General features: G+C 72.7%; 2 protein-coding genes and 2 pseudogenes. 1 reads left to right on the forward strand and 3 read right to left on the reverse strand.

The window, feature by feature from the left end:
• The first annotated feature begins 584 nt into the window (after positions 1 to 584).
• Positions 585 to 3,314, forward strand: a complete 2,730-nt coding sequence (locus ACIA5G_RS42350) for an AAA family ATPase (protein ID WP_395933994.1) — start codon at positions 585 to 587, stop codon at positions 3,312 to 3,314.
• 280 nt (positions 3,315 to 3,594) lie between these two features.
• On the opposite strand, the gene ACIA5G_RS42355 is transcribed toward ACIA5G_RS42350, so the two are convergent.
• The 3 genes and pseudogenes from ACIA5G_RS42355 to ACIA5G_RS42365 form a co-directional block, all read right to left on the reverse strand.
• Positions 3,595 to 4,263: an alpha/beta fold hydrolase gene (locus ACIA5G_RS42355; protein ID WP_395934426.1), complete on the reverse strand. Its 669-nt coding sequence runs from the start codon at positions 4,261 to 4,263 to the stop codon at positions 3,595 to 3,597.
• Positions 4,264 to 9,417, reverse strand: a pseudogene (locus tag ACIA5G_RS42360) (type I polyketide synthase); the annotation flags it as partial.
• A gap of 41 nt (positions 9,418 to 9,458) precedes the next feature.
• Positions 9,459 to 19,901, reverse strand: a pseudogene (locus tag ACIA5G_RS42365) (SDR family NAD(P)-dependent oxidoreductase); the annotation flags it as partial.
• Between the last annotated feature and the right edge of the window lie 38 nt (positions 19,902 to 19,939).

A 19,939-nucleotide genomic window follows, 5' to 3' on the forward strand; every position in this document is an offset into this window, starting at 1 on the left:
TCGCAACGCCCCGACCTGGAGATCATCTCCGAAAACCGCACCGAGCCAGGGTCGCCGGCCCGTCTCCGCCCTTGGTGGCAGACACTCTGGGTAGTCTTCGACCCGAGCTTCGACCACGGAGCGCGTCAGTTTAGGCCGAACGAGTTAGACCCTCGATCGATTCCGACGGAGTGCCCGATTCGACCCATTCATCCCGCCTGCTCCGCTCGTGCACTCTGCACCCCTCCGTGACGGCCTTGCCACCAACCGTCAAAAATCGGGCCCAGCTGACGCTCCGAAGCCAGATTTTCACTCTTTCGGGTGATTGAGTGGATCGATCTCCCCGTCGAGAACCGCGAAAAACGAACGCTTTTCACCCTGGGGAAAGCTGCGTCCGACGGTGATGGGACGAACACGCCGACGCCTCCACCTGCGCTGGTCAACCTCTGCCGAGGCGACTACGTTTGTTTTTGTCGAAGAGAACGTCGTTGATGGTTACGAGCTCTTCGTCACCGGAAGTAACTGGGGATAGCAAGCTACGCCGAAGGTTGTCACTGGGGTGGTCACACACCTTCGGCGGGGAACATCACTGGGGTGATAGGCACATGGCTTTGGTGGAACGGGAAAAGGTTCTAGACAGTCTGATCGAGCTCCTCGACGAAAGCCGCCGTGGCAACGGGGTCGTGGCGCTCCTGACCGGGGGCGTGGCCAGCGGCAAGACCAGCCTCCTCCGCCGGTTCTCCGAACGGGCCGGCGACTCGGGGGCGCTCGTGCTGAGCGCCTGCGGCTCGTTCGCGGAAGAGGACGTGCACCTGGGCATGCTGGACCAGCTGTTCGGCAACCCGCTGCTCCCGCCCGAAACCGTCACGCAGGCCCACCGGATCATGGGCTCGGCGGCGGACGCGGACACGAACAACGGCCTGCGCTTCGACGCGCGGATCGCGCACGGCATCTGCGTGGCGCTGCTCGAGCTGTCCAAGGAGCGGCCGCTGGTGATCATGGTCGACGACATGCAGTTCGCCGACCGGGCGTCACTGCGCACACTGCTCTACATCCAGCACCGCATCGGCGTGTCGCGCATCCTGATGATCCTGACCGAGAGCGCGAGTGCCCGGCCGGCCCGGTCGCGGCTGCACTCGGAGATCATCCGGCAGCCGCACGCGCGGCACCTGACCGTGCCCCCGCTGTCGGTCGGCGGGGTCGCGCAGGTGCTGGCCGAGCGGCTGGGCACGGAGGCGGCCGGCCGGCTGGCCGGGGCGTGCCACCGGCTCACCGGCGGCAACCCGCTGCTCACGCACGCGCTCGCCGACGACTACGAGTCGGCGGGCGGGACGGAGCCGACCATCGGGATCGCGTACGAGCACGCGGTGCTGAGCTGCCTGCACCGCAGCCCTTCGCACCTGGTGCGGACGGCCCGGGCGGTCGCGGTCCTCGACGGCCACGGCGACGAGGAGGACCTGGCGCAGATCCTGCGGCTCGACCAGTCCAAAGTGGCCGCGGCGCTCCACATGCTCGAGCACAGCGGCTTGATCGAGCACCACCGGTTCCGCCACGAGCGGGCCGCGAAGGCCGTCCGGGCCGAGCTGCCCGAGGCGGACGCCCGGGCGCTCAACCTCGAGGTCGCGCGGCGGCTGCACCAGCAGGGCAAGCCGGACGGTGTGGTCGCGGACTACCTGCTGCGCGGCGGGGCGGCCGAGCCGTGGTCGCTGCCGGTGCTGTGGAACGCGGCGCAGGAAGCGCTGCGGGACGACCGGGCCGAGGTGGCGGTGGCGTGCCTGACGCTGCCGAAGCCGGCGGACCTGGGGCCGCGCGAAGCGGCCGCGTTCACCGCCCGGCTGGTCCAGATCCAGAACCGGACCAACCCCGCGGCGGCGGCGATGCGGCTCGGCCCCCTCGGCGAGTCCTTCGACCAGGGGCACCTGAGCACCCAGCACACCGCCGACTACGTCTACTCGCTGCTGTGGCACGGCCGGCTCGACCGGGCCGCCACCGTGCTGGGCCGGCCCGAGGCGGAGTGCTTCACGGACAACCAGTGGGTGCGCGTCTGGTACCCGGAGGTGGCGGGCGAACGCCGTCGCGACCGCGGGGCGGCCGGCTACGACGGCACGTGCTCGGGCCAGGCGCTCAGCCTCGCGCTGTCGTCGAAGTACCGCGACGAGGCCCTGGCGGCCGCCGAGCAGGTGCTGGAGAGCTGCTGGCTGATCGAGGTCCCGCAGCTGGAGGAGGTCGTCGCGGCCCTGCAGGCGCTGATCCTCGCCGGCGAGCCGCACCGCGCGGACCGCTGGTGCGACGAGCTCCTGCGGATGAAGGCGGTGCAGAGCTCGCCGACCCTGCGCGCGGTGATCACCGACGTCAAGGCCGGCGTGGCGCTGCGGCTGGGTGACCTGCACGCGGCCGAGCGGTGCGCGCGGGAGGCGTTGACGATCCTGCCGGCGCAGAGCTGGGGCACGCTGATCGGCCTGCCGCTGGCGCACCTGGTCGACGCGCTGACCAGGATGGGCCGGTACGAGGAGGCGGCGGCCGAGCTCAAGCGGGACATCCCGCCGGGCATGCGGCGCACGGGGTTCTGGCTGCAGTACCTGACCGCGCGCGGCAACCACTACCTGGCGACGGACCGGCTGCACGCGGCCCTCGAGGACTTCGCGACGGTCCGGACGCTGGCCGTGCGGTGGGAAATCGATCACCCGGAGCTGGTCCCGTGGCGTCTGAGCGCGGCCAAGGCGCACGCGCGCCTGGGCCACGCCGACCAGGCCCGCAAGCTCCTGCGTGACCAGCTGGAGCGGTGCGGGGACGAGCGGGTCCGCGCCCACGCCGTGTGCCTGCGGGCGCTGGCCGAGGTGAGCGAGTTCAAGGAGCGTCTCCCGATGCTCCGCAAGGCGGCGGAGCAGCTCCAGACCTGCGACGACCGGTACGAGCTGGCCCACGTGTTCGCGGCGCTCAGCGAGTGTGCGCAGATGCTGGGTGACTACAACCGGGCCCGCACGGCGCAGCGCCGGGCGGTCCAGCTGGCGAAGTCGTGCGGCGCGGATCCGTTGTGGCGGAGCCTGACTCCGGCCGGGGCGCCGGCGGTGACCGAGCAGGCGCCGGAGGATCTGAGCCCGTCCGCGCTCAGTGCGGCGGAGCAGCGGGTCGCTTCACTGGCGTCGCTGGGGCACACGAACCGGGAGATCGGGCGGAAGCTGTACATCACCGTTTCGACGGTGGAGCAGCACCTGACCCGGGTGTACCGGAAGCTGAACATCAATCGGCGGACCGAGCTGCCGAGCGGGCATCGGTGGCTGTCGCACGCCAGTGAGGTGGAGCAGATGCCGCGTCACGAAGTGGTTTCCTGGTAGGACGGAGTGGCGGGCCGCGGTTCCTTCGGGGACCGCGGCTTTGCCATGTCCGGCGGCCGAGGGCATCACGCGTGATCGAAGGGACGACTCGCGTACACGGGCGGACAACACGCGTACCCAGGTGGACGACTCGCGTACCTGGAGGGTCGGCTCGCGTACCCGGAGGGTCGGCTCATGTGCCTGGAGGGTCGGCGGCAGTGATGCAGTGAACGACCCTTTCACCTCGTCGGACGAGGTGAAAGGGTCGTTCATGACGTCCGGGCTGCCCCCGACGTAGGGGTTACAGCGTGGCGAGCCAGCTGTTCACCTGGTGGGCGGTGGAAGCCGCGTGTTCGCGCATCATCGTGAAGTGGTCGCCCGGGGTGTCCGCGACGGAACTGCCCGGGGTTTCCCACGTCGCCTGCCAGTCCGGGCGGCCGGACCACGACGGCAGCGGGGACGAAGCCCGCAGCAGAAGTGTCGGTGTGGCAAGGGAAGAAGGCGTCCAGCCGTCGAAGATCTCCAGGTAGCCGCCCATCGCCGTCAGGCGGGCGTCACCGACCGATGCGCCGGACATCTCCCCCGTCAGCTCGCCCTGGACGTCGGCCAGGACGTCCGCGCTCTGCAGGTACGTGTCCAGGAGCACCACTCCGCGAGGAGCAGCACCGCGGGTCTCCAGCAACCGCGCCAGTTCGTGCGCCACCGGGCCACCGGACGAGTGGGCCGCCAAGGCGAACGGACGTCCCTCGGTGTGCCGCAGCAGCACCTCGGCCAGCACGGAAACCAGCGCCGGCACGGACGACGGCAGCGGCTCACCCGAGTGGTAGCCGGGCAGGGTCAGCACCGACGTGTCCCGCAGATCCCGCAAGGCCGCGGCGAACCGCGCGTACTCCTGCGGCCCGGACATCGCCAGCACGGACGGCACGCAGATCAGCTCGGTCCCGTCGCCGCCCTTGGCGAGGCGGACCACGTCGACACCGTCGGGCTGCGCGCCGGCCTCGAACGCCGGGCGGAACCGGGCCGCGCGGGCCAGGAGCTCGACGAACTCGCCGAACCGGCCCGTCCGGCCGGCTTCCGCCAGCATCGGACCGAACAAGCCCGCGGGCTCCGGAGCCGGCTGGACCGGCGAAGTCAGCGCTGAAGCCACGGTCTGGGCGACGTCGAGGACCGTCGGCTGCTCGAACACCAGCGTCGCCGGCAGGGTCAAGCCGGTGGCGCCGTTGATCCGGTTGCGCAGCTCGACGCCGGTCAGCGAGTCAACCCCCAGCTCCAGGAACCGGGCGCCCGCTTCGATCTCGGTGCTGTCGCCGTGGCCGAGCACGTCGGCTAGGTGCCCGCGCACCAGGTCGACCACGAGCTTCTCCACCTCCGCCGGGTTCGCGCCCGCGATCCGCGTGCGGAACTGCGAGGACGACGCCACCTTGCGCCGGGCGGGTGCCTGCACCAGGCCACGCAGCAGCGGCGGCACGTCACCGTCCTGGGCACGCAGGATCGCCGGGACGTCCAGCCGGATCGGCACCGACAGCACCTGTTCCCCGGCGAGCGCCGCGTCGAACAGGGCGAGGCCCGACCCGGTGGACAGGCCGCCGCCGGAGACCGCGGCCGTGGACTCGCCGCGTTCTTCCCACAGGCCCCACGCCATCGAGTGCGCGGGCAGTCCCGAAGCGCGGCGGTGTTCGGCGAAGGCGTCGAGGAAGACGTTCGCCGCCGCGTACGCGCCCTGGCCCGGGTTGCCGAAGACGCCTGCCGCGGACGAGAACAGCACAAACGCCGCCAGGTCCATCCCGGCCGTCAGGTCATGAAGGGCCACCGCCGCGTCGACCTTCGCGCGCAGCACGCGCTCCAGCCGGTCCGGGGTGAGGCTGCTGACCAGGCCGTCGTCGAGAACCACGGCGGAGTGCACAACGGCGGTGAGCGGGTGTGCCGCAGGGATCGTCCGCAGCACTTCGGCCAGGCGATCGCGGTCGGCGGTGTCACAGGCGGCGATCGTGACCGTGGCGCCGAGCGCGGCCAGGTCGGCCGACAGCGCGTTGGCGCCGGGTGCCTCGGGACCCCGGCGGCTGACCAGGAGCAGGTTGCGGATGCCGTACGACGTGACCAGGTGCCGGGCCAGCAGGGCGCCCACCGCGCCCGTGCCGCCGGTGATCAGCACGGTGCCGTCGGGGTCCAGGCTCGCTGCCGACTCGGGCGGCGGAGTCTTCGCCAGCCGAGGGGCGAGCACAACGCCTTCGCGCAGGGCCAGCTCGGGTTCATCGGAGCTGAGCGCCGCGCGCAGCACCCCGGCAGGACCCTCGTCGAGGTCCACCAGGCCGAACCGGCCAGGCTCTTCCGCCGACGCCGAACGCAGGAGCCCGCGGGCCGTCGCGGCGGCCACCCCGCGGGTGACCACAACAAGCTTGCTGCCGGACGGTCCTTCGGCCAGCCAACGCTGGACGAGGGAGAGTGCCGACCGAGCCGCGTTCCCCGCCGCGGCGGCGAGGTCCGGACCCGATGAGTCCACTGTGGCCAGCAGGACGGCCGGCGCCGACACCATCGACTCGACCACCGGCAGACCGAGGCCGAACCGGTCCGGGCCCAGCACCGCGGCATCCACAGTGGACTCCGGCACCGTCACCGGCGTCCAGTCCACCTGGTACAACGGATCGAGCCCGGTCGACGGCAGATCCCGCGTTTGCACCGCATCCACGGAAAACACCGGAGCACCAGACGAATCCGCTGCCTCCAGCCGCATCCCCGACGCCCCCGGCGAGAGCCGGACCCGCAAGGAAGTGGCAGCAGATGACAGCACCCGCACCCCGCTGAACGAGAACGGCAGCCCAGGACGTCCGTCACCGAGCAACCCACCCAGCAGAGCCCCGTGCAAAGCAGCATCCATCAGCGCCGGATGAACGGCGAACCCGTCCGAAGCGGACTCGAGATCAACCTCGGCGAACACCTCGTCCCCCCGCCGCCACGCGGCGCGCAGCCCCTGGAACGCCGGCCCGTACACCAGGCCGATCGCCGAAAGCTCGGCGTAGATGTGGTCAAGATCCACCGGCGAAGCGTCCGCGGGCGGCCACGAAGCATCGAAGGTTACCGGCGGAGAAGTCGGAACCAGCGAACCCGTCGCGTGCAGAGTCCACGAAGAACCCTCGGTCCGCGAATAGATGTCCACCGACCGCGTGTCTCCGGCCGGGCCCAGTGCCAGGTGCAGCTGCACCGAAGACTCGGGAGGCAACACCAGCGGAGCCGCCAGGGTGAGATCGGCGAGAGTTCCGTAGCCCCACTCGGCACCAGCGGAAATGGCCATCTCGACCAACGCGGTGCCCGGCAGCAGCACGGCGTCCATCGCCGCGTGGTCGGCCAGCCACGGGTGCGTGGCCAGCGAAACCCGGCCGGTGTAGCGCACCGCGTCCGACTCCGGGAGTGGCATCGCCGCGCCCAGCAGGGGGTGGCCGGTGCCGGTGAGGCCCGCGGCCGCGACATTGCCGGACTTCAGCGTGCCCAGCCAGTAACGCTGCCGCTGGAAGCGGTACGTCGGCAGGTCGGCGAGCCGGCCGTCGATCGCGCCGGCCCAGTCGACGGCCGCGCCGTGCACGTGGGCCTCGGCCAGGGCCGCGAGGAAGCGGCCGCCGTCGTCGCGGCGCAGGGACGGGATCACCGCCGCCTCGGCGCCGGCGTCTTCGAGGGTCTGTCGGGTGGGCATGACGATCACCGGGTGCGGGCTGCACTCGACGAACACCGTGTGCCGGTCTTCGGCCAGCGCGGCGACCGCGGGCTGGTACAGCACCGGTTGACGCAGGTTGCGGTACCAGTACTCGGCGTCGAAGCCCGCCGTGTCCTGCACCGAGCCGGTGACCGTCGAGTACATCGGGATCGACGACCGCCGGGGCCGGATCCCGGCCAGGTTGCGCAGCAGGTCGTCGCGCAGGGCGTCGACCTGCGCGGAGTGCGCGGCGGTGTCGAGGCCGGGCACCCGCTTCGCCCAGACGCCGTCCGCTTCGCACGCTGCGAGGAACTCGGTCAGCGCGTCCGGGTTCCCGGAGACACCGCAGGAGGACGCGCTGTTGACCGTCGCGACCGACAGCCGGTCGCCCCACGGCTCGAGGCGCGGCGTCAGCTGGTCCTGGCTCAATGCCACGGTCGCCATCGCACCATGACCGGACAGCCGCGCCGAGACCTTGCTGCGCGCGGCGACGATCAGCGCCGCGTCGTCGAGGTCCAGGCCGCCGGCGACGTAAGCGGCGGCAACCTCACCCTGGGAGTGGCCGACAACGGCCGCGGGCTGGACACCGTGGGCCCGCCACAGCGCCGCCAGCGACACCATCACCGTGAACAGCACCGGCTGGATGACGTCGATGCGGTTCAGCTCGGGCGCGTCCGGTTCTTCCCGCAGCACAGCCAGGACCGACCAGTCGAGGTGCGCGTCGAACGCCTTTGCGCACTCCTCGGCGGCGTCGGCGAACGCGGGTGCCGACTCGAGCAGCGAGCGGGCCATGGCGGGCCACTGCGAACCCTGGCCGGGGAAGACGAACGCCACCTTGCCCTGGGCGCGGGCCACCCCGCGGAGCACCAGGTCGCTCGGCCGGTCGTCGATCAGCGCGTCCAGGCACGCAAGCGCATCCGAGCCGACGATCGCCGCGCGGTGGGCGAGCGCGGCTCGGCCCGTCGCGAGGGTGCGGGCGACGTCGGCGCGGTTGGACCCCGGAGCCAGCGACGCCCGCAAGGCCACCGCCTGGTCACGCAGCGCGGACGCCGTCTTGCCGGACAGGACCAGCGGGAAGTCGCCGTCGGCGGACTCGGCAACCGGCGAAGCAGCCTGTTCGAGGATGACGTGCGCGTTGGTGCCGCTGATCCCGAACGACGACACGGCCGCACGCCGCGGACGGTCGCTCTCCGGCCACGGCACGTTCTCCGGCACCAGCGCCACCGTGCCCGAACTCCAGTCCACATGGGACGACGGGTTCCCGGAGTGCAGCGTCCGCGGCACCACCCCGGCCCGCAGCGCCTGCACCATCTTGATGATGCCGCCGACACCGGCCGCGGCCTGCGAATGCCCGATGTTCGACTTCAGCGAGCCGAGCAGCAGCGGCCGGCCGGCGTCCCGGTCACGGCCGTAGGTGGCGAACAGCGCCTGCGCCTCGATCGGGTCGCCGAGCGACGTGCCGGTGCCGTGCGCCTCCACCGCGTCGACGTCCGAAGTGGACAGTCCGGCGTCGGCGAGCGCGGCCCGGATCACGCGCTGCTGCGAGGGGCCGTTCGGCGCGGTGAGGCCGTTGGACGCGCCGTCGGAGTTCACCGCCGAGCCGCGGACGACCGCGAGCACCCGGTGGCCGAGCCGCTGGGCGTCGGAAAGCCGTTCGACCACCAGCATCCCGGCGCCCTCGGCCATGCCGAACCCGTCGGCTTCCTCGGCGAACGCGCGGCACCGGCCGTCGCGGGACAGCGCCTTCTGCTGGCTGAAGCTGATGAACGCGTCCGGCTGGGCGACCACGGTGGCCCCGCCGGCCAGCGCCAGCGAGCACTCGCCGTTCCGCAGCGCCTGCGCGGCGAGGTGCAGCGTGACCAGCGACGACGAACAAGCCGTGTCAACACTGACCGAAGGGCCTTCGAGCCCGAAGGTGTAGGAGATGCGGCCCGAGGCGATGCTGGTGGAGTTGCCGAGCGCCGCGTGCGCTTCGGTCTCCGCCGGGATTTCCGTGGCGCCGCTGGCGTAACTGCTGTTCATCAGGCCGACGAACACGCCGACCTTGGCCCGCCGCAGCGACAGCGGGTTGATACCACCGTGCTCCAGCGCTTCCCACGACGTCTCGAGCAGCAGCCGCTGCTGCGGGTCCATGCCCAGGGCCTCGTGCGGCGAGATGCCGAACAGTCCCGCGTCGAACTCCGTGGCACCGTCGAGGAACCCGCCGTGCCGCGTGTAGGAGGCGTCCGTCCCGGCCGGGTCGTAGAGCCGCTCGAGGTCCCAGCCGCGGTCGGCGGGGAACTCCCCCACCGCGTCGGCGCCCTCGGAAACCAGCCGCCACAACGACTCCGGCGAGTCGACACCGCCGGGGAACCGGCAGGCCATCCCGACGATCACCACCGGGTCGTCCTCTTCGGCCTTGGCCAGCCGCTGCCGGGTCTGGTGCAGCTCCGTGGTCACCTGCTTGAGGAAGTGCCGGAGCTTGTCCTCGGTCGTGGTCATCAGGAGATCCCCAGTTCCTTGCCGATGAACTCGAACATTTCGTCGTCGCTGGCCGCGGAGATCCGGTCGGCGACGTCCTCGCCCCGGTCCTCGTCCCAGGTGCCGAGCAGCGCCGCCAGCCGGTCGCGGACCTGCTGACGCACGTCACCCTCGACGCCGGCGAGCGTGGCCTCCAGGCGGTCGAGCTCCGCGAGCACCGGCGGCGCCGCGGGCTCGGCCGGGGCCAGTTCCCCGTCGAGGTACTCGACCAGCGCGGTTGCCGTCGGGTAGTCGAAGACGAGCGTCGCGGGCAGGCGGATGCCGGTCGCCGCGCCGAGGCGGTTGCGCAGGTCCACCGCGGTCAGCGAGTCGAACCCGAGCTCGGTGAACGCCGCGCCCGGGTCGACCGGCGTGCCCGCCGCGAAGCCGAGCACCCGGCCCACTTCGGTGAGCACCAAGTCGCGCAGGACCTGCTCGCGCTCGGCGCCGGTCATCGGCGTGAGCCGCTGCCGCAGCGCGTCCGCCGAAGCCGCCGACGCCGCCGCGGCCGTGCGCAGGGACGTCGTCGAGCGGACAACACCGCGCAGCAACGGCGGGACCTCGGCCGACCGGGCGCGCAGCCCGGCCAGGTCGAGCTTCGCGGGCACCAGCACCGCCGCGCCGTGCGCGCGGGCCGTGTCGAACAGCGCAAGCCCTTCCGACGCGCTCAGTCCGGCACCCAGCCGCGCGCGGTCGGCGTCACTGAGGTCTTCGGTGAGCACGCTCGTGTCCGCCCAGAGGCCCCAGGCCAGCGAGCAAGCCGGCAGCCCCTGCGCGACGCGGAACTGCGCAAGCGCGTCGAGGTAGGTGTTGGCCGCCGCGTAGTTCGCCTGGCCGGGCGCACCGAACACACCACCGGCCGAGGAGAACAGGACGAACTCGGCGAGGTCGGCGTCCTTCGTCAGCTCGTGCAGGTTCCACGCCGCGTCGACCTTGGGCCGCAGGACGCGGTCCAGCTGTTCGTGCGTCAGGTTGGTGACCACGGCGTCGTCGAGCACCCCCGCGGTGTGGATGACCGCGGTCAGCGGGTGGTCGCCGAGGATGCCGTCGAGCAGCGCGGACAGCGCGTCGCGGTCGGCGGTGTCGCACGCGGTGATCGTCACCGACACACCCAGTCCGGTCAGCTCGGCGCTCAGTTCCTCCGCGCCCGGGGCGGAGGCACCGGACCGCGAGGTGAGCAGCAGGTGCCGGGCACCTTCGGCAGCGAGGTGCCGGGCGACCAGCGAACCCAGGACGCCCGTGCCGCCGGTGACGAGCACGGTGCCGTCGGGATCGAACGTCCGCGGCGTCACGACCGCTTCCGGCGTCCGGGTCAGCCGCGGAGCGAGCGCGGATCCCTTGCGCAGCAGCAGTTCCGGCTCGGTGCTCCGCAGCGCCGACGGCAACGCGGCCAGTGACTCCGCGGTGCCGTCCAGGTCGACCAGCGCGAACCGGTCACCGTGCTCGGACATCGCGGACCGCGTCAGGCCCCAGATCCCCGCGGTCGTGAGGTCGGTGACGTCCGGACCGGCGGCCAGCGCGGTCAGCAGCACCAGTCGTGCTTCACGATCGTCGGCGAGCCAGCTCTGGACGAGGTCGAGAGCCTCGCCGACGGACTGCGGCGCGGCCAAGACCGTCTCGGGTTCGGCAGTCGCGGGGAACATCGAAGCAACACCGTGGTGGTCGGCGCCCAGCAGGGCAACACCGGCCGGGTCCGCGGCGGGCAGGGCGACCGAAGTCCAGTCCAGCCCGAACAGCGTGTCGTTCGCGGTGACGGCGGACGCGCCGAGCTGCCGGACGTCGACCTCCGCGGACTCGACGGCTTCGATCTCGGCGACCGGCGCCCCGGCCGGGTCGGCGAGCTGCACCGCGACGATGTTCTTCGCGGCGGGCGAAAGCCGGGCGCGCAGCGTGGTCGCGCCGGTCGCGTGCAGGCTCACCCCGCCCCACGAGAACGGCAGCCGGATCACGTTCGGGTCCTCGCTCGGGGTGATGAACTCCCCCAGCGACATCGCGTGCAGCACGGCATCCAGCAGGGCCGGGTGCACACCGAAGCCCGACGCGCCTTCGCTGACCGGCTCGGGCAGCTCGACCTCGGCGTAGACGTCGTCGCCGGCGCGCCAGGCGGCCCGCAGGCCCTGGAACGCCGGGCCGTAGCCGAACCCGGTCGCGGCGAGTTCCTCGTAGAGGCCGTCGAGGTCGACCTCCTCGGCGCCGGCCGGCGGCCACGCGGTCAGCGCGAAGCCGGCTTCGGGCGTGGTCTCGGTGAGCAGGCCGGTGGCGTGCCGGATCCACGGGCCCTGGCTGTCCTCGTCGGCGCCGCGGGAGTGGATGTCCAGCTCGCCGCGCTCGCCGACGGTCACCTGGATCTGGACCGCGCCGCGGGCGGGCAGCATCAACGGGCTCTGCAGCGTCAGCTCGGCCACGTGCGGGCGGCCGGTGCGCGACCCCGCGTGCAGCGCGAGGTCGAGCAGCGCCGTGCCCGGCAGCAGCGGGTCGCCGTTGACCGCGTGGTCGGCCAGCCACGGGTGGCTGCCCAGGGACAGCTGCCCGGTGAACAGATGCGTGTCACGTTCGGGCAGGTCGGTGACACCGCTCAGGATCGGGTGGCCGCTGCGGTTGAGCCCGGCGGTGCGGCCGCCGCCCTGGCCCGGCGTCGGGGTCAGCCAGTAGCGCCGGTGCTGGAACGCGTAGGTGGGCACCGGGATCTGGCGAGCGCCGCTGCGGGTGAAGAAGGCCGACCAGTCGACGGAGCCGTGGTGCGCGTGCAGCTCGGCCGCCGACGTGAGGAACCGCCGCTGACCGCCGTCGCGGTGCAGGGTGCCCAGCACCGGGACCGGGCGGCCGGCGGTGGCCGCGGCGTCGGACAGCGGGCCGCCGAGCACCGGGTGCGGGCTGACCTCGACGAGGTGCGTGAAACCCTGCGCCAGCGCGGCCAGCACGGTGGAGTGGAACCGCACCGGGTTCCGGGTGTTCTCGAACCAGTAGTCCCCGGTGAGCAGCGTCGTGTCGATCGCTTCGCCGCGGGTCGAGGAGAAGAACGGGATGTCGGTGCCGACCGGGTTGACCCGCCGCAGCGCTTCGGTGATCTCCGCTTCGCACTGTTCGACGCTCGGGTGGTGTGACGCGAAGCCGACGTTGACCCGGCGGTAGCGGACACCGTCCCGCTCGCAGGCCGCACCGAAGCCGTCCAGCGCGGTGGTGTCGCCGGCGACGATGACCTGGGAAGGCCCGTTGACCACGGCGACCGTCAGGCCCCACGGCTCGATCGCCTCGGCGGCCTGCTCCGGCGTCATGAGCACCGAAGCCATTCCGCCGGTGCCTTCCAGCGCGAGCAGGGCCTGGGCCCGGCGGGCGACCACCCGGGCGCCGTCCTGGAGCGACAGCGCGCCCGACACGGTGGCCGCGGCGATCTCACCCTGCGAGTGACCCACCACCCCGGCCGGGACCACACCGTAGGAACGCCACAGCTCGGCCAGCGAGACCATCACCGCCCACAGCGCCGGCTGCACCACGTCCATCCGCTCGAGTGCGGCTTCGTCGGCGAGCACGTCGAACAACGACCAGTCGACGAACTCCGACAGCGCCTCGTCACACTCCCGCAGCCGGGCAGCGAAGACGGGCTCGTGCTCGGCCAGTTCCAGTCCCATGTGGACCCACTGCGCCCCCTGGCCCGGGAACACCATGAGCACCCGGTTCGACCCGGAACCGGAGCCGACAACGACGTTCTCGTCCGCTCCGGCGGCCAGCTCGGCCAGCCCGGCGAGGAGTTCGCTGTGGTCCGCGGCGATGACCGCGCCCCGGTGGGCGAACGCCGTGCGCCCGGTCACCAGGGAGTGGCCGAGGTCGGCCAAGGCGAGTTCCGGATCGGCCAGGACCTGCTCGTGCAGCCGGGAAGCCTGCCCGCGCAAGGCTTCCGGAGTCTTTCCGGACAGCACCACGGGCACGATCGGCGCGTCACCGGGAGCGGCCGCCGACGTCTCCGGCGCCTGCTCCAGCACCACGTGCGCGTTGGTGCCGCTGATCCCGAACGACGACACGGCGGCCCGGCGCGGCGCACCGGTCTCCGGCCACGGCAGGGACTCCTGCAGCAGCCGGACACCACCGCCGTCCCACTCGATCTTCTCCGACGGCGACTCCGCGTGCAGCGACTTCGGCAGGACGCCGGTGCGCAGCGCCTGCACCATCTTGATCACGCCGCCGATGCCGGCCGCGCCCTGGGCGTGACCGATGTTCGACTTCAGCGAGCCTAGCCACAGCGGCCGGTCCTCAGCCCGGCCGGCGCCGTAGGTGGCCTGCAGCGCCTGGACCTCGATCGGGTCGCCCAGCGGGGTGCCGGTGCCGTGCGCCTCGACCGTGTCGACGTCCGATGTGGACAGTCCGGCGTTGGCCAGCGCCTGGCGGATCACCCGCTGCTGCGAAGGCCCGTTGGGGGCGGACAGCCCGTTCGACGCGCCGTCCTGGTTGACCGCCGAGCCGCGGAGGATCGCGAGCACCGGGTGCCCGTGCCGGCGGGCCTCGGAAAGCCGTTCGAGCACCACCACACCGACACCTTCCGCGGCGCCGAACCCGTCGGCGGCTTCGGAGAAGGCCTTGCAACGGCCGTCAGCGGCGAGTGCACGCTGACGGCTGAAGAACACAAACGCGTCCGGCGTCGGGGTGACGTGCACGCCGGCGGCCAGCGCGAGTGAGCATTCGCCCGAGTTGAGGGCCTGCGCGGCGAGGTGCAGCGCGACCAGCGACGACGAGCAGGCGGTGTCGATGCTCATCGACGGGCCTTCAAGACCGAACGTGTAGGAGACGCGCCCGGACACGACACTGCCCGCCGCGCCGGTGCTCAGGTGGCCCTCGACCTCGTCGGGGATGTCGCCGATCCCGGTGCCGTAGGTGGCGCCCATGACCCCGGCAAACACGCCGGTCTGGCTGCCGCGCAGCGACCGCGGGTTGATGCCCGCGCTCTCGATGGCCTCCCACGACGTCTCCAGCAGCAGACGTTGCTGCGGGTCGGTCGCCAGGGCTTCGCGGGGCGAGATGCCGAAGAACTCGGCGTCGAAGTCCCCGGCGTCGTAAAGGAATCCGCCGCGGGTCGTGTAAAGCTTGCCCGAGCGGTCGGGGTCCGGGTCGTAGAGGTCACCGAGGTCCCAGCCGCGGTCGGCCGGGAACTCGCCGATGGCGTCGGCGCCGGCGCTGACCAGGTCCCACAACCCTTCGGGCGAGCTGACGCCGCCGGGGAACCGGCAGGCCATCGAGACGATGGCGATCGGGTCGTCGGCGGCCGCCTTCGTGGTGGTCACCGCGGTCACGGCGGCGTCGGCGCCGAGCAGCTCGGTGGCGAGGTGCGCGGCCAGGACCTTCGGGTTCGGGTAGTCGAAGATCAGCGTCGCCGGCAGCCGCAGCCCGGTCGCGGCGGCGAGCTGGTTGCGCAGCTCCACCGCGGTGAGCGAGTCGAAGCCCAGCTCGCTGAACGCGCTGTGCTCCTCGACGTCGGCGGCCGAGTCGTGGCCGAGCACCGCGGCGACCTGGCCGCGGACCAGCTCGGACAGCTCCTCGACCGAGGTGAACGCGCCGGCGTCGGCCGTGGGAGCGGCCTGGGCGGCGCGACGCAGCTGCGTGCGCACCAGGCCGCGCAGCAGCGGCGGCAGGTCGGGCACCCCGGCCAGGGCGGCGCGGTCCAGCCGGATCGGCACCAGCAGGGCCCGGTCGGTGGCGCAGGTCAGGTCGAACAGCCGCAGGCCCTCGGGAACGCTGAGTTCGGTGACGCCGGAGCGCTGGAGCCGTTCGCGGTCGGCGTCGGTCAGCTCGGTGGTCATCCCGGCCGCGGTGTGTTCCCAGGAGCCCCAGGCCAGCGAATGCGCGGGCATCCCGTTCGCGCGGCGGTGCTGCGCGAGGGCGTCGAGGAAGGTGTTGGCCGCGGCGTAGTTGGCCTGGCCCGGGCTGCCGAGCACGCCCGACGCCGACGAGAACAGCACGAACTGCTCAAGGTCCTTGGTCAGCTCGTGCAGGTGGGTGGCCGCGTCGACCTTGGCGGCCAGGACACGGTGGAGCTGCTCGGGGGTCAGGCCGGTGACCAGGCCGTCTTCGAGCACACCGGCGGTGTGCACAACACCGGTGACGTCGAATCGCGCGAGTACGTCGGCCAGGGCGGGGCGGTCGGTGACGTCGGCCGCGACGACGTCCACGGGGACGTCCAATTCGTCGCACAGCTCCCGCGCGCCGGGGGCGTCGAGGCCACGACGGGACAGCAGCACCAGGTGCCCGACGCCGGACGCGGCCAGGTGCCGGGCCACGGCCGAGCCCAGGCCGCCGGTGCCGCCGGTGATCAGGACCGTGCTGTCCGCCGAGAACACCGGCGCGTCCACAGTGGACAGATGCGCGGTCGTCAGCCGCGGGGCGAGCAGGCGGTCACCCCGCAGGGCCAGCTGCGGTTCACCCGCGGCCAGCGCGGCGAACACGGGGTCCGCCGAGACGGGCCCGTCGGTGTCCAGCAGCACGAACCGGCCGGGGTTTTCCGACTGCGCGGCCCGCACCAGGCCCCACACCGGGGCGTGGGCGAGGTCGGGCACGTCCTCGTCGCCGGCGGCGACCGCGCCGCGGGTGACCAGCACCAGCGTCGCGGCTTCGAGGCGGGGGTCCGCCAGCCACGCGCGCACCAGGGTCAGCGCCTGCTCGGCCGCCGTGTGGGCGTCGGCCGCGAGGTCGCCGGAACCGTTGCGGCACAACGCGGCGAACACCACCTCGGGCGGATCCGTCGCGGCGGCCACCGCCGGGACGTCGAGGTACCGCACGGCCGCGGGCAGGCCGACCTGGTCGGCGCCGAGCACGCCGATCCGCTCGGGCCGCGGTGCTTCGGCGGGGTCGAGGACGGTCCAGTCGACCTGGTACACCGACTCGGCGCGGGCCTGGGGTCGTTCGGCGGCACGCGTGCGCAGGGACTCCGCGGCCAGCACCGGCGTTCCGGCGCCGTCGAAGACCTGGACACCGACGGCGCCTTCACCACGAACCAGCCGCACGCGAAGTTCGGTGGCGCCCACGGCGTGCAGGGCGACGGTCTGCCAGGCGAACGGGAGCTGCGCGGCGCCGTCTTCGGCGAACAGGCCGATGCCGTGCAGGGCGGCGTCGAGCAATGCGGGGTGCAGGCCAAAAGCGGCGGCTTCGTCGTGCCGGTCCTCGGGCAGGGCAACCTCGGTGAAGACCTCGTCACCCCGCCGCCACGCGGCGCGCACGGTGCTGAACGCGGGCCCGTAGTCGAGCCCGGCTTCGGCGAGTTCGGCGTACAGCGTGGAGACGTCCACGGCGGTGGCGCCCTGAGGCGGCCACGCGAGGGTCTCCGGCTGCGCGGGGACACCGGCGGTGAGCAGACCGGTGGCGTGCAGCTGCCACGGCTCGTCGTCGGCCGCCCGCTCGTCGCGGGAGTGCACGGTCAGCTCACGGCGGCCCTGGTCGTCCGCCGGGCCGGCGAACACCTGCAGCCGCACCGCGCCGTCGGCCGGGATCACCAGCGGCGCGGCGAGGGTCAGCTCGGCGAGCTGGTCCGCGCCGACGTGCGCGCCGGTGTGCAGCGCGATGTCGACGTAGGCGGTCGCCGGGAGCAGGACGCTACCCAGGACCACGTGCTCGGCGAGCCAGGGTGACGTCGCCGTGGAGAGGCGGCCGGTGAACAGGAAGCCGTCACCGCCCGCCAGGCCGGTGGCCGCGCCGAGCAGCGGGTGCCCGGTGGCGCCGAGCCCGGCGGTCGCGACGTTTCCGCCGGTGTCCGTCGCGTCGAGCCAGTAACGCTTGTGCTGGAAGGCGTACGTCGGCAGCGCGGCGGTGTCGCGCGCGGGCAGCCACGCGCTCAGGTCGGGCTTCACCGACGTGCGTGCGTACAAAGTGGACAGTGCGGCGAGCACACTGCGTTCCTCGGGCTTGCCGGGGTGCAGCAGGGCGGCGGCCGCGTGGTCACCGGCGCCGAGGGTGTGCCCGGCCAGCGTGGTGAGGGTGGTGTCGGGGCCGACCTCGAGGTAGCCGGTGACACCGTGGCCGGCCAGGGTCTCGATCGCAGGCCCGAACCGGACGGCTTCGCGGATGTGCCGCGTCCAGTAGCCCGGGTCGGCGAGCTGCTCGGCCGTGGCCAGCTGCCCTGTGACGTCGGAGACGATCGGGATCCGCGGCTCGTGGAAGGTCAGCGTCTCCGCGTACTCGCGGAAGGCGGGGAGGATCGCCTCGGTGTGCGGCGAGTGGAAGGCGTGACTGACCTTGAGCGCCTTGGCCTTGCGTCCACGGGCTTTCCACTCTTCGGCGATCGTGGTGACGGCGTCGCGGTCGCCGGAGATCACCAGCGAGTCCGGGCTGTTGATCGCGGCGATGGAGACGCTCTCGGGCAGCTGTCCGAGCTCCTCCGGCGTCGCGGCGAGGGTCGCCATCGCGCCGGTGGCGGGGAGGGTCTGCATGAGCTGGGCGCGCTTCACGACGAGACCTGCCGCGTCAGGCAGCGAGAGCACCCCGGCGACGTGCGCGGCGGTCAGCTCGCCGATGGAGTGGCCGACCAGGAAGTCCGGGCGGACGCCGAAGGACTCCAGGAGCCGGTAGAGCGCCACCTCGATGGCGAACAGCGCGGGCTGGGTGTGCTCGGTCTGGTACAGCAGCTCGGCTTCCGGGGTGCCGGGCTCGGCGAACACGAGCGACTTGACGCCGGCGCGGGTGTGCTCGTCCAGTGCGGTACAGGTCTCGTCGAAGGCCTTCGTGAAGACGTCGAACGTGCCGTACAGCTCACGGCCCATGCCCGGCCGCTGCGAGCCCTGGCCGGAGAACAGGACCGCGAGGGCGCCGTCGGTGCCGGTGCCGGTGACGACGTCCGGGGACTTGGTGCCGTCGGCGATCGCGGCCAGCGCGTCGAGCGGCAGCGAACCGGCCTCGGCGAGCACGACCGCGCGGTGTTCGAGGCGGGCGCGGCCGGTGAACAGCGTGGCGGCGGCCGCGGCCGGGTCGATGTCCGAATGCAGGTGGTCGGCGAGCCGGCGGGCTTGGGCGCGCAAGGCGTCCGCGGTCTTGCCGGACAGCACCCACGGCGTGTGGGCGTGCGTGGCCGCGACGCGCTCGACCGGTTCGGCGACGGGCGGCTCTTCGACGATGACGTGCGCGTTCGTCCCGCTGATGCCGAAGGACGAAATCCCGGCACGACGCGGCTTCTCGCCCTGCGGCCAGGCACGTGCCTCGGTGAGCAGCTCGACCGCGCCCGCCGTCCAGTCCACTTGGGACGACGGCGCGTCGACGTGCAGGGTGGCCGGCAGCACGCCGTGCCGCATGGCCAGGACCATCTTGATGATCCCGCCGACCCCGGCCGCGGCCTGGGTGTGGCCGAGGTTCGACTTGAGCGAGCCGAGGTACAACGGCCGGTCCGCGGGCCGCTCCCGGCCGTAGGTGGCGAGCAGCGCCTGCGCCTCGATCGGGTCACCGAGCGAGGTGCCGGTGCCGTGGCCCTCGACGGTGTCGACGTCCGAAGCGGACAGTCCGGCCGAAGCCAGGGCCTGGCGGATCACCCGCTGCTGTGACGGGCCGTTCGGGGCGGTGAGGCCGCTGCTCGCGCCGTCCTGGTTGACCGCGGTGCCGCGGATGACGGCGAGCACCGGGTGCCCGTTGCGCTGCGCGTCGGAAAGCCGTTCCACCAGCAGCATCCCGGCGCCTTCGGACAGGCCGGTGCCGTCGGCGGCGTCCGCGAACGCCTTGCAGCGGCCGTCCTTCGCGAGTGCGCGCTGGCGGCTGAACTGGATGAACGGCTCGGGGATCGCCATCATCGCGACCCCGCCGGCCAGGGCGAGCGAGCATTCGCCGTTGCGCAGGGCCTGAACGGCCAGGTGCAGCGTCACCAGCGACGACGAGCACGCGGTGTCCGCGGTCAGCGCCGGGCCCTCCAGCCCGAAGGTGTAGGAGACGCGCCCGGCCGCGACCGCGCCGGAGTTGCCGTTGCCGAGGAAGTTCTCCAGTTCCTCGGAAAGCCGGCCGAGCCGGGTGTGGTAGTCGTGGTACATCATCCCGGCGAACACGCCGGTCCGGCTGCCGCGCAACGACGTCGGGTCGATCCCGGCGCGCTCGAGGGCCTCCCACGACGTCTCCAGCAGCAGCCGCTGCTGCGGGTCCATGGCCAGGGCCTCGCGCGGCGAAATGCCGAACAGCGCGGGGTCGAAGTCGGCGACGTCGTCGAGGAAGCCGCCGGTCTTGATGTAGCTGGTGGCCGGGCGTGTCATGCCCGGGTCGTGGAGCTCGGCCAGGTCCCAGCCGCGGTCACCGGGGAACTCGCCGACCGCGTCGACCCCGTCGGCGACGATCCGCCAGAGCTGCTCGGGTGTGCGCACACCGCCGGGGAAGCGGCAGGCCATCCCGACGATCGCGATCGGCTCGCGGCTCGCCTCTTCGACCTCACGCAGGCGGCGCCGGGTTTCGCGCAGATCCGCCGTGGCCCGCTTGAGGTATTCGAGGTACTTGTCTTCGTTCGCCACCGCGAGCT

The sequence above is a fragment of the Amycolatopsis sp. NPDC051758 genome (assembly GCF_044453095.1).
GTDB lineage: Bacteria > Actinomycetota > Actinomycetes > Mycobacteriales > Pseudonocardiaceae > Amycolatopsis.

Coding starts and splice junctions, on each gene's coding strand:
- ACIA5G_RS42350 (WP_395933994.1), top strand. CDS start 585: ATGGCTTTGGTGGAACGGGAAAAGGTTCTAGACAGTCTGATCGAGCTC.